Raw genomic sequence first — 11847 nt, 5'->3', positions numbered from 1 at the left:
ATCCGGGGACCAGCCCGACTTCAGTAGGCATTTTTCACCGTTATTGAATCTTGCTCTGCGTTCTCGCGAACCCCGCACACACAACGACCACAGTTAGTCGACTAATTGCGGAAAGTACATGAAGGCCCCCTTCCTGTACCTAGGCGCAAGGAAGGGGGCCTTCATGTACTTGAAGGTCAGCCGAAGTTGACCGCGCGAATGGTGTGCGCGCCGACGGTGGCGCCGATCGGCTCCAGCAGGTGCGAGTCCACGGAACGGTCGACGCGCAGCAGCATGACCGCGTCCGCGCCGTCGGTGGTCTGGCTGATCTGCGCGGCCTCGATGTTGATGCCCGCCTCGCCGAGCAGCGTGCCGACGCGGCCCATGATGCCCGGGCGGTCCGGGTACTCGAGCAGCAGCACGTTGCCCTCGGCACGCAGGTCGAAGTGGCGGCCGTTGACCTCGACCAGCTTCTCGACCTCGTCCTTGCCGGTGACCGAACCGGAGACCGAAAGGGTCTGGCCGTCGGCGTGGACCGCGCGAAGGGTGACCAGGCTGCGGAATTTGGGGCTTTCGGGCTCGGTGACCAGTTCCACCTGGACACCCAGCTCTTCGGCGACGCGCGGCGCGTTCACGAAGGTGACCTGGTCCTCGACGACGCCGGAGAACACGCCGCGCTCGGCCGCGAGCGGCAGCACGCTGACGTCCTCGTTGGACAGTTCACCCTTGACCACGACGGTGATCGACGTCGGCGCCTTCGGGTTGAGGGCGGTCAGCACGGTCCCGAGCTTCTGGGTGAGCGAGAGGTACGGCCGCACGTGCTCGCCGACCGTGCCGCCACCGGCGACGTTCACCGCGTCCGGCACGAAGTCGCCGCGCAGCGCGAGCAGCACGGACTTCGCGACGTCGGTGCCCGCACGGTCCTGAGCTTCGGCGGTCGACGCGCCGAGGTGCGGCGTGACGACGACGTTCGGCAGGCCGAACAGCGGGCTCTCGGTGGTGGGCTCGGTGACGAACACGTCGATACCGGCACCACCGACGTGCCCGGAGCTCACCGCGTCCGCCAGGGCCTGCTCGTCGATGAGGCCACCGCGCGCGGCGTTGACGATGATGACGCCCTGCTTGACCTTCTTGAGCGCCTCGGCGCCGATCAGGCCCTTGGTCTCCGGGGTCTTCGGCAGGTGGATGGAGATCGCGTCGGCGCGCTCCAGCAGCTCGTCCAGCGTGACCAGCTCGATGCCGAGCTGCGCGGCGCGGGCGGCCGAGACGTAGGGGTCATACGCGATGAGCTTGGTGTCGAAGGCGGCGAGACGCTGCGCGAACAGCTGGCCGATCTTGCCGAGGCCGACCACACCGACGGTCTTGCCCTGGATCTCGACGCCGGAGTAGGCGCTGCGCTTCCACGCGCCGCCCTGGAGGCTCTGGTCCGCGGCCGGGACCCGGCGGGCGACCGCGAGCAGCAGCGCGACGGCGTGCTCGGCGGCGGAGACGATGTTCGACGTCGGCGCGTTGACCACCAGCACACCGCGTTCGGTGGCGGCGGGGACCTCGACGTTGTCCAGTCCGACGCCGGCGCGGGCGACGACCTTGAGCGAGGTGGTGGCGCCGAGCACCTCGGCGTCGACCTTGGTCGCGGACCGCACGAGCAGCGCGTCCGCCGTCTTCACGGCTTCGAGCAGCGCGGGGCGGTCCGTGCCGTCCACATGCTGGACCTCGACCTCGTCGGAGAAGACGCTCAATACGGAAGGCGCGAGCTTCTCCGCGATGAGGACGACGGGCTTGTTCGGCTTGGTCACGATACGGCTCCCACTATCTGGTCTGTGCCTGCGACTCATAGGTTTGACGGTCACGCCGTTGTGCCCGGTTGCGCCGCAGTTTAGACCTGGTGACAGGGGATTGTTAACTCGCCTGTAATCCGGCGAAAACGAGATCGAGGAGCCGTTCGAGGCCCTTGTCACCCGAAAGGTGTTCACTGGCCCAGGAAAGCGCGTGCAGCAGCACCAGCAATTCGTGCGCCGTGACGTCCGCCCGCAGCTCCCCCGAAGCCTTCGCCCGTTCCACTAGCTGGGATACCCCGTCCCGCATGGCGTGACATGACGCATACAGCGGCGAGCTCTCGTCGTCGAGGACATCGACCATCAGTTCGGGCAGTCCGCGGTAGCTCGCCGACTGTCGACCCATCCCGGCGAGCCAGGTCTTGAGCGCACTCAACGGCTCCGGCGAGTCCAGGAGTTCGCGGGCCGCCACGGCCTGGCCGTCGAACCGCTCGCGAAGCACCGTCTCGACCAGCGCCTCGCGCGTCGGGAAGTGCCGGTACAGCGTCCCGATGCCGACACCGGCCTGGCGGGCGATCTCTTCCAGTGACGCCTCGACCCCGCGCGCGGCGAAGGCGCGCCTCGCCTCTTCGAGGAGGCGCTCGTAGTTGCGCCGGGCGTCCGCACGCAGCGGTTTCTTCTCGGTGTCCATCGCGCTCCCGAGCTTAGCCTCGACAAATCGGAGGGTGCCTCCGTATAGTCGACCAGGTAACCGGAGGCTGCCTCATATTAGCTGGAGAGTTCGCAGTGAACCTGATCGAAGAGACCCGCGACCTGCTGGGACCGGTGGGCGTCTGGCTGCCGCTCGGCATGCTCAAGCCGTCACCCGAAGACGAACTGAAGGCGATACGACGGCTGGAAGAGCTGGGCTATCGCACCGTGTGGGCCGGTGAGGGACCGGCGGCCCGGGAACTGTTCGCGCACAGCGGCGTCGCGCTCGCCTCCACCGAACGGGTGGTGATCGGCACCGGGATCGCCAACATCTGGTCACGGCCCGCGTACACCGCCCAGGCCGGCGGGCGAGCGCTCGCGCACGCCTTTCCCGGCCGGTTCGTGCTCGGTGTCGGCATCGGCCACGCACACCAGGCGACGAAGACCGGTTCGGACTACCGGCCGCTCGGACAGACCCGTGAGTATCTCGAAGCCATGTCCGCCGCGGAGGCCGAATTCCCTTCACCGGTCCCGTTTCCGCGCGTTCTCGCCGCTGTCGGCCCGAAGATGCTCGAACTCGCGAGGGACATGGCGGACGGCGCGCACCCGTTCGCACAACCCTTCGAACACACGCCGTACGCCCGCGAGATCGTCGGGCCGGACAAGCTGCTCATCCCGGAGCATCCGGTCCTGCTCGGCGGCCGGGAGGAGGCGCGGGCGAACATCGCGAAGACCATCGAGCTGCTGAAGCAGTACGACATCCCGCACTACGTCAGGGGCTGGAAACGGCTGGGCTACACCGATGCCGACATCGACGGCGTCAGCGACCGGCTGGTCGACGGGCTGACCGCCTGGGGCGACGAGGAGAAGATCGCGCGGCGGATCAAGGAAATCGTCGACGCCGGCGCGGACACCGTGCTCGTCAACCCGGTCGGCGACAGCCTGGACGTCATCGTGGCCCAGCTGGAACGACTGGCACCGGCACTGGCGGAGGTGACCCGGTGAGCGTCGGGATCTGGACATTCTCCTTCGACGGCAAGGAAATCGGCGAGGTCCGCGACGCGGCCTCGGAAATCGAGGAACTCGGCTTCGACACGCTGTGGTTCGGCGAATACCTGGGCAGGGAGGCGTTCACGCAGGCGGGTTTGCTGCTGGCGGCGACGTCCCGGCTGACGGTCGCCACCGGGATCGCGCGGTTCGGCCATCGGGAACCGATCGCCGCGGCGGCCGCCGAACGGACACTCGCCGAGGCGTATCCGGGCCGGTTCGTCCTGGGGCTGGGCGGACACCTGCCGGGTGCGAAACCGCTGGAAGCGATGCGCGGCTACCTCGACGGGATGGACGAAGCCGAACTGTCCACACCGGACTCGCCACGCCGTCGGCTGCTGGCCGCGCTGGGACCGAAGATGCTCTCGCTGGCCGCGGAACGGGCCGATGGGGCGCATCCGTACTTCGTCCCCGTCGAGCACACCGCTCTCGCTCGGGAAATCATGGGCCCTTCGGCTTACCTGGCCGTCGAACAGGCCGTGGTTCTGGGTTCGGATCGGGAGATCGCCCGGCGGCACGTGTCGATGTACCTGGAGCTGGCGGCCCACCATCGGGCGAACCTGCGGCGGTTCGGCTTCACCGAGGAGGATTACGGCTCGGATCACCTCGTGGACGCGCTGGTCGCCGTCGGCGAGGACGCGATCTGCGCCCGGGTGCGCGCGCATCTGGACGCGGGCGCGGATCACGTCTGCTTGCAGGTCCTGACCGGGGACGACCGGATCCCGCTGACGGAATGGCGGCTTTTGTCGGGGGTCGCGGGTAGCGTGCGGCAGCGTGACGTCACCGGCTGAACTGGCTTTCGAACAGGCACGCGAACTGATCGACGCGCGGGACCTCGCCGGGCTCGCGCGCCTGATCGGCGACCTGCCCACCCTCGTCCACGCGCACGGCGAGAACGGGAACGATCTGCTGGGCATGGCCACCGCGACCTGCGACGAACGGCTGTGCCGGATCCTGCTGGACCACGGGGCGGATCCGGCGTCGGCCAACGTGCACGGCTGGACCGCGCTCCACCAGGCGGGTTACGTCGGCCTGCCACTGCTGGCCACGATGCTGCTCGACGCGGGCGCCCCGGTCGACGTACCCGCCCGCGGCGACGGCGGGACACCGCTGGTGGTCGCGCTGTTCTGGGGCCACCGCGAGGCCGCCGAGGTACTGGCCGCGCGCGGCCTGTCCCCCGGCAACCTGCGCGTCGCCGCCGGTCTCGGCCACGCGGACCTGCTCGACACGTTGCTCGCGCCGGACGGCACACTCGCCCCCGCGGCGGGCGCACACCGAGAGTTCTACCGGCCGCACAGCGGTTTCCCGGAATGGCGACCGAGCGACGACCCCGCCGAGATCCTCGACGAGGCGCTCTCATGGGCCGCGCGGAACGACCGCTCTTCGACTGTCCGCACGCTGGTGGAGCGGGGCGCGCGGGTGGACGCCGACGTCTATCGAGGGACGGCGCTGACGTGGGCCGCCGCCCAGGGGAAGGCGTCGGTGATCGGGACTTTGGCCGAGCTTGGGGCCTCGGTGAACCGGCAGGGCACCTTCGGCGGGCTTTCCCATGGGGAAGGTGTCACCGCGCTGCACCTTGCTGTGCAGGGTGGGCACGTGGCGGCGGTTCGCGCTTTGCTGGCGGCGGGGGCGGATGTGTCCCTTGAGGACACTTTGTACTCGTCGTCGGCTTTGGGGTGGGCTGAGCACTTCGAGCAGGAGGAGATCCTGGCGGTCCTGCGGGACGCTTGAGCCTGGGCATGGCGTCTCGGTCGCGAACCAAGGTCGTGAAGGCCTCCTTGCCTACCTTCAGGGTAGGCAAGGAGGCCTTCACGACCTTGACGATACGGACATACGGCATCTAATCAGGCCGGAAGGTCGAATTCGCCGTCCCGCACGCCTTTCACGAACGCGTCCCATTCCGTCGGCGTGAACACGAGGACATGGCCGTCCGGATCCGACGCCTGGCGCAGCGCGGTATAGGTGACGCCGTCGGTGTGCGGGATCAGCGCGTACTCGGCGCGGTCTTCGAGGTTCGCGCCCTCCGGTTCCGCCCGGATCCACGTCACTTCGGTCAGGTCCAGCTCGTGCCGGATGTGGGCCTTGTCGTCCACCGGCTGCTCACTCATGGTGTCCACGGTATCGCTTTCCGACGCGCAAAACGAAGGGGCCCTTCACCGCGTGAGACGCGGTGAAGGGCCCCTTCGGCCCAAGAACTAGGCGGTTTCGGTGATCGGCCGGTCCACCCACGACATCAGGTCGCGCAGCTTCTTGCCGGTCTCCTCGATCGGGTGCTGGTTGCCCTGCTCCTCGAGTTTGGTGAAGTTCGGCCGCCCGGCCTCGTCCTCGGCGACCCATTCGCGGGCGAAGGTGCCGTCCTGGATCTCACCGAGGATCTTCTTCATCTCTTCCTTGACCGCCGGCGAGATGACGCGCGGGCCGCGGGTCAGGTCGCCGTACTCGGCGGTGTCGGAGATCGAGTAGCGCTGACGCGCGATGCCGCCCTCGTACATGAGGTCGACGATCAGCTTCAGCTCGTGCAGCACCTCGAAGTAGGCGATCTCCGGGGCGTAGCCGGCCTCGGTGAGCACCTCGAAACCGGTCTGCACCAGCGCGGACGCGCCACCGCAGAGAACGGCCTGCTCGCCGAAGAGGTCGGTCTCGGTCTCCTCGGTGAAGGTCGTCTTGATGACACCGGCGCGGGCACCACCGATGGCGGCGGCGTAGGACAGCGCGAGCGCCTGAGCGTTGCCGGAGGCGTCCTGCTCGACCGCGATGAGCGCAGGGACGCCCTTGCCGTCGACGAACTGGCGGCGGACCAGGTGGCCGGGGCCCTTCGGCGCGACCATGGCGACGTCGACGTTAGACGGCGGCTTGATCAGGTCGTAGCGGATGTTGAAGCCGTGACCGAAGAACAGCGCGTCGCCGTCCTTGAGGTGCGGCTCGATGTCCTTCTCGTAGATCGCGCGCTGCTTGGTGTCCGGCGCGAGGATCATGATCAGGTCGGCTTCGGCGCTGGCCTCGGCCGGGGTGAGCACGCGGAGACCCTGCTCCTCGGCCTTGGCCCGCGACTTCGAGCCCTCGGGCAGACCGACGCGGACGTCGACGCCGGAGTCGCGCAGGCTGAGCGAGTGCGCGTGGCCCTGGCTGCCGTAGCCGATCACGGCGACCTTGCGACCCTGGATGATCGAAAGGTCCGCGTCGTCGTCGTAAAAGATTTCCACTGCCATGAGGGGTACTACTTCCTTTCCTGACTTACAAATTATCGAGCTGAGGTGGCGGTAATGGATCGGGCGCCACGGCCGACCGCGACCATTCCGGACTGGACCAGTTCACGGATGCCATAGGGCTCCAGCATCCGCAGCAGGGCACCGATCTTGTCCGAGGTCCCGGTGGCTTCGACGGTGAGCGCCTCGGGGGACACATCCACCACTTTCGCGCGGAAGAGCTGCACCGTTTCCAGGACCTGGCTGCGCACGGTGGCGTCGGCCCGGACCTTGACGAGCAGCAGTTCGCGCTGCACGGCTGTGGACTTTTCCAATTCCACGATCTTGATGACGTTGACCAGCTTGTTGAGCTGTTTGGTCACCTGTTCGAGCGGTAGCTCTTCGACGGCGACCACGATCGTCATCCGGGACACCTCGGGATTCTCCGTGGGCCCGACGGCGAGGGATTCGATGTTGAAACCACGCCGGGAGAACAGTCCGGAAACCCGCGCGAGGACACCGGGCTTGTTCTCCACCAGAACGCTCAGGGTGTGCACGCTCATCGGGCGTCTCCTTCTGTGGCGGCGTTCAGCTCCGCCTCCGCGGCGACTTCGTCGTCGTCGAAGAGCGGGCGGATCCCGCGCACGGACATGATTTCGTCGTTACCGGTGCCCGCGGCCACCATGGGCCACACCTGGGCATCCTTCCCCACCACGAAATCGATCACGACGGGGCGGTCGTTGATCTCCATGGCGCGCCGGATGGTGGCGTCGACGTCTTCCTTGGTCTCACAGCGGAGCCCGGCGCAGCCGAGCGCCTCCGCGAGCAGGGTGAAGTCGGGGATGCGGTGCTTGTGGGTACCGAGATCGGTGTTGGAGTACCGCTCCGAGTAGAAGAGGTTCTGCCACTGGCGGACCATGCCCAGGTTGCCGTTGTTGATGACGGCGACCTTGATCGGCGCGCCTTCGATGGCGCAGGTGGCCAGTTCCTGGTTCGTCATCTGGAAACAGCCGTCGCCGTCGATGGCCCAGACCTGCTTGTCCGGCATACCGAACTTGGCGCCCATCGCGGCGGGGACGGCGAAGCCCATCGTGCCGAGGCCGCCGGAGTTGATCCAGGTGCGCGGGTTCTCGTACTTCACGAACTGCGCGGCCCACATCTGGTGCTGGCCGACGCCCGCGGTGTAGACCGCGTCCGGGCCGACGAGCGAACCGATGCGTTCGATGACGTACTGCGGGGAAAGCGTCCCATCCTCGGGCCACTCGTAGCCGGCCGGGTAGTCGTCACGCCAGGAGCTGACCTGCGTCCACCAGTCCGTCAGATCCGGCTTCGCGGACTTGTCGGTCTCGGCGCGGACGGCCTCGATCAGTTCGGTGATGATCTCCGCGCAGTCGCCGACGATCGGCACGTCCGCCTTGCGGTTCTTGGAGATCTCGGCCGGGTCGATGTCGGCGTGCACGATGGCGGCGTCCGGGGCGAAGGAGGACAGCTGCCCGGTGACGCGGTCATCGAAGCGGGCGCCGAGCGCGATCAGCAGATCCGCCCGCTGCATCGCGGCGACCGCGGAGACCGAGCCGTGCATCCCCGGCATCCCGAGGTGTTGCGGGTGCGAGTCGGGGAACGCGCCACGCGCCATCAGCGTGGTGACGACCGGGATCCCGGTCAGCTCGGCCAGTTCCATCAGCTGGCGCGAGGCGTCGGCCTTGATCACGCCACCGCCGACGTAGAGGACCGGGCGCCGCGACTTGCTGATCAGCCGGGCGGCCTCGCGGACCTGCTTGCCGTGCGGGCGCAGCGTCGGCCGGTAGCCCGGCAGCCGCAGCTCCGTCGGCCAGGAGAAGGAGGTCATCTCCTGCAGGACGTCCTTGGGGATGTCCACCAGGACCGGGCCGGGACGGCCGGTCGAGGCGAGGTGGAAGGCCTCCGCGATGGTGCGCGGGATGTCCGCCGGGTCGGTGACCAGGAAGTTGTGCTTGGTGATCGGCATGGTGATGCCGCAGATGTCGGCTTCCTGGAAGGCGTCCGTGCCGATCAGCGCGCGGGACTGCTGACCGGTGATGGCGACCACCGGCACCGAATCCATGTTCGCGTCGGCCAGCGGGGTGACCAGGTTGGTCGCGCCGGGGCCCGACGTGGCCATGCACACACCGACCTTGCCGGTCGCCTGCGCGTACCCGGTGGCGGCGTGGCCCGCGCCCTGTTCGTGCCGGACCAGGACGTGGCGGACCTTCGTCGAGTCGAGCAACGGGTCGTACGCCGGGAGAATGGTGCCGCCGGGAATACCGAACACGACTTCCGCGCCCACCGCCTCGAGCGAGCGGACGAGCGACTGCGCGCCCGTGACCCGCACGGGGGTCCCGGCCGGCGGGGCCGGCTTGGGTCGGGACCCGGATGTTCCGGTGTTCGCTTCAGCTCGCGAGGTGGCACTAGTCATCGCTGTTTGCCTCGTCTTTGTCTAGTCACTCGTTCGGGTATTCATTGGCTGGTTCGGCAGGTGAAATTGTTCCAGGCAACAAAAAACCCCCGCCGACCGGAGTGGTCGCACGAGGGTCGCGCGTCGACGCAGCGGAGACTTCCCTAAGCGTCGACGCGCTTGGGAAGTACGAGGCCGGTCTGCGTTGTCACGAGAGTGAAGCTAGCCGGTCCCCGTCAAGAGTGTCAACTCTGCGGGACGGCGATTCCGCATGCTGGACACCGCCGACGTACTACGCGACCCGCGTTCGGGGCCCGAAAGGCCGCGGTGCACCATCTTTGACGTGGCAGAAGAAAAGCAGCAGGAACAGGCGAACGAGGCTCCCAAAGCCGTCTTCAAGATTCCGAACACGGCACTGCTGGCGATCGCTTTCCTCGTCGTTTGTGTGACGCCTGTCGCGTTCGGCGACGTGCCGTACCTCCAGTGGCTCTACGTCTTCCCGATCGCGCTGGCGGTGTTCGTCATCCGGACCCGCACGACCGCGACGGCCGAGGGATTGGAAGTCCGCACGCTGTTCGGGCGGCGGGACCTGCCGTGGTCCTCCCTCAAGGGCCTCGCCATCACCGACAAGGCGAAGGTGCAGGCGGTGCTGAAGGACGAGACCAAGGTCGCCCTCCCGGCCGTGCGCACTCGCCATCTTCCGGTGATCTCGCTGGTCAGCGCGGGCCACATGGCCGATCCTTCCGGGCTGACCGACGACGTGGCCGAGGCTCCGGAAAAGACCGCCGATTCCGGGGAGTAGGATTGGTAGGACCAGTTTGGCGCTCGTTCGCCCTGGTCCCCGCCCCGAACCTTGGAGTCAGCCGTGCCCCCACTCCGTTCCCGGACCACCACCCACGGCCGCAACGCGGCGGGCGCCCGCTCGCTCTGGCGCGCCACCGGGATGACCGACAGCGACTTCGGCAAGCCGATCGTCGCCATCGCGAACTCCTACACCCAGTTCGTGCCGGGGCACGTGCACCTCAAGGACCTCGGCGAGATCGTGGCCGGCGCGGTGAAGGAGGCGGGCGGTGTCGCCCGCGAGTTCCACACGATCGCCGTCGACGACGGAATCGCCATGGGGCACAGCGGAATGCTCTACTCGCTGCCCTCGCGCGAGATCATCGCCGACGCGTGCGAGTACATGGTGAACGCGCACCAGGCCGACGCGCTGGTCTGCATCTCCAACTGCGACAAGATCACCCCCGGCATGCTGAACGCCGCCATGCGGCTGAACATCCCGGTGGTGTTCGTCTCCGGCGGGCCGATGGAGGCCGGGAAGGCCGTGGTCGTCGGCGGGGTCGCGCAGGCGCCCACCGACCTGATCACCGCGATCTCCGCGTCGGCCAGCAGCGAGGTCGACGACGATGGTCTGTCCATTGTGGAGCGTTCAGCCTGCCCGACCTGCGGTTCCTGTTCGGGCATGTTCACCGCGAACTCGATGAACTGCCTCACCGAGGCGCTCGGGCTCTCGCTGCCGGGCAACGGTTCCACCCTCGCGACGCACGCCGCGCGCAAGGCGCTGTTCGAGGACGCCGGGCGCACGGTCGTCGAACTGTGCAAGCGCTGGTATGAGCAGGACGACGAGTCCGCGCTTCCGCGCTCGATCGCGTCGAAGAAGGCGTTCGAGAACGCGATGGCCCTCGACATGGCGATGGGCGGTTCGACCAACACCGTGCTGCACATCCTCGCCGCCGCGCAGGAGGGCGAGGTCGAGTTCACCATCGACGACATCGACGCCATCGGCCGCCGCGTGCCGTGCCTGTCGAAGGTCGCGCCGAACTCGGACTACCACATGGAGGACGTCCACCGCGCCGGCGGAATCCCGGCCATCCTCGGTGAGCTGTACCGCGGCGGGCTGCTGAACACCGACGTCCACTCCGTGCACTCGCCGGACCTCGACTCGTGGCTGTCCACTTGGGACATCCGCGCGAAGGCTCCCTCGGACAGGGCTGTGGAGCTGTTCCACGCGGCGCCGGGCGGAGTCCGCACCACCGAAGCCTTCTCCACCGAGAACCGCTGGTCCTCTTTGGACACCGACGCCGCGGACGGCTGCATCCACGACGTCGAACACGCCTACACCAAGGACGGCGGGCTCGCGATCCTGCGCGGGAACCTCGCCGAGAACGGCGCGGTCATCAAGTCCGCGGGTATCGACGAGGAACTCTGGCGCTTCGAGGGTCCTGCCCGGGTGCTGGAAAGCCAGGAGGAGGCCGTTTCGGCCATCCTCAAGAAGGAGATCCAGCCCGGCGAGGTGCTGGTGATCCGCTACGAAGGTCCGGCGGGTGGCCCTGGCATGCAGGAGATGCTGCACCCGACGGCGTTCCTCAAGGGCTCCGGCCTGGGCAAGAAGTGCGCGCTGATCACCGACGGCCGGTTCTCCGGTGGCTCGTCGGGCATCTCGGTCGGGCACATCTCCCCCGAGGCCGCCGCGGGCGGGGCGATCGGCCTCGTCCAGAACGGCGACCGGATCCTGCTCGACGTCCACGAGCGCCGTCTCGAACTGCTCGTCGACGCGGACGTGCTGGCCGAGCGGCGCGCGAAGATGGAGGCGAGCGAGCGTCCGTGGCAGCCGGTCTCGCGGGACCGGCCGGTGACCGCCGCGCTGCGGGCCTACGCGCGGATGGCGACTTCGGCCGACACCGGCGCCGTGCGGGACCCGAGCAAGTAGTCCTCTAATTGCGGTTGTTATGAACGGACCTTTCATAACAAAATTTGT

Annotated in this window: 11 protein-coding genes; 5 read left to right on the top strand and 6 right to left on the bottom strand. The window is 68.0% G+C overall.

What is annotated here, in order from left to right; translation table 11 throughout:
* Positions 1 to 176 precede the first annotated feature (176 nt).
* Both serA and ACLARN_RS29310 read right to left on the bottom strand, forming a co-directional pair.
* Positions 177 to 1775 (bottom strand): phosphoglycerate dehydrogenase, encoded by a 1599-nt coding sequence (serA, locus tag ACLARN_RS29315; protein ID WP_409494699.1) that lies wholly within the window; start codon positions 1773 to 1775, stop codon positions 177 to 179.
* Positions 1776 to 1878: 103 nt separating this feature from the next.
* On the bottom strand, positions 1879 to 2445 hold the full coding sequence (locus ACLARN_RS29310; protein WP_409494698.1) for a TetR/AcrR family transcriptional regulator: 567 nt from the start codon (positions 2443 to 2445) through the stop codon (positions 1879 to 1881).
* 95 nt (positions 2446 to 2540) lie between these two features.
* Here ACLARN_RS29310 and ACLARN_RS29305 point away from each other — a divergent pair, with 95 nt between their 5' ends.
* From ACLARN_RS29305 to ACLARN_RS29295, 3 genes are read left to right on the top strand one after another with little or no spacing between them, the layout of a single operon-like run.
* Entirely contained in the window at positions 2541 to 3449 is a 909-nt protein-coding gene (locus ACLARN_RS29305) for a TIGR03620 family F420-dependent LLM class oxidoreductase (protein WP_409494697.1), read from the top strand.
* On the top strand, positions 3446 to 4282 hold the full coding sequence (locus ACLARN_RS29300; RefSeq protein WP_409494696.1) for a TIGR03620 family F420-dependent LLM class oxidoreductase: 837 nt from the start codon (positions 3446 to 3448) through the stop codon (positions 4280 to 4282). Before ACLARN_RS29305 ends, ACLARN_RS29300 begins: the two co-directional genes overlap by 4 nt.
* On the top strand, positions 4266 to 5222 hold the full coding sequence (locus ACLARN_RS29295) for an ankyrin repeat domain-containing protein (RefSeq protein ID WP_409494695.1): 957 nt from the start codon (positions 4266 to 4268) through the stop codon (positions 5220 to 5222). The genes ACLARN_RS29300 and ACLARN_RS29295 overlap by 17 nt, the downstream gene beginning before the upstream one ends.
* Before the next feature lie 113 nt (positions 5223 to 5335).
* On the opposite strand, the gene ACLARN_RS29290 is transcribed toward ACLARN_RS29295, so the two are convergent.
* From ACLARN_RS29290 to ACLARN_RS29275, 4 genes are all read right to left on the bottom strand, one after another.
* The gene (locus tag ACLARN_RS29290; protein WP_409494694.1) at positions 5336 to 5599 is read right to left on the bottom strand and encodes a DUF397 domain-containing protein; all 264 of its coding nucleotides are present in this window, start codon (positions 5597 to 5599) and stop codon (positions 5336 to 5338) included.
* Between the two features lie 87 nt (positions 5600 to 5686).
* Complete coding sequence (gene ilvC, locus ACLARN_RS29285; protein WP_409494693.1) at positions 5687 to 6700, bottom strand: ketol-acid reductoisomerase; 1014 nt, start codon at positions 6698 to 6700, stop codon at positions 5687 to 5689.
* Between the two features lie 32 nt (positions 6701 to 6732).
* Positions 6733 to 7239: an acetolactate synthase small subunit gene (ilvN, locus tag ACLARN_RS29280; RefSeq protein WP_076162709.1), complete on the bottom strand. Its 507-nt coding sequence runs from the start codon at positions 7237 to 7239 to the stop codon at positions 6733 to 6735.
* A complete protein-coding gene (locus ACLARN_RS29275; protein ID WP_409494692.1) occupies positions 7236 to 9110 on the bottom strand; it encodes an acetolactate synthase large subunit in 1875 nt (624 codons plus the stop codon). The genes ilvN and ACLARN_RS29275 overlap by 4 nt, the downstream gene beginning before the upstream one ends.
* Positions 9111 to 9432: 322 nt before the next feature.
* Between ACLARN_RS29275 and ACLARN_RS29270 the strand changes: the two genes are divergently transcribed.
* Positions 9433 to 9891: a PH domain-containing protein gene (locus ACLARN_RS29270; RefSeq protein WP_409494691.1), complete on the top strand. Its 459-nt coding sequence runs from the start codon at positions 9433 to 9435 to the stop codon at positions 9889 to 9891.
* Between the two features lie 63 nt (positions 9892 to 9954).
* On the top strand, positions 9955 to 11799 hold the full coding sequence (ilvD, locus tag ACLARN_RS29265; protein ID WP_409494690.1) for a dihydroxy-acid dehydratase: 1845 nt from the start codon (positions 9955 to 9957) through the stop codon (positions 11797 to 11799).
* The last annotated feature ends 48 nt before the right edge of the window (positions 11800 to 11847 follow it).

It is taken from the genome of Amycolatopsis sp. cmx-11-12, from assembly GCF_046269425.1.
Taxonomy (GTDB): domain Bacteria; phylum Actinomycetota; class Actinomycetes; order Mycobacteriales; family Pseudonocardiaceae; genus Amycolatopsis.
Note: the sequence above shows the minus strand (reverse complement) of the source record. Positions and strands in the feature narration are given on the sequence as shown.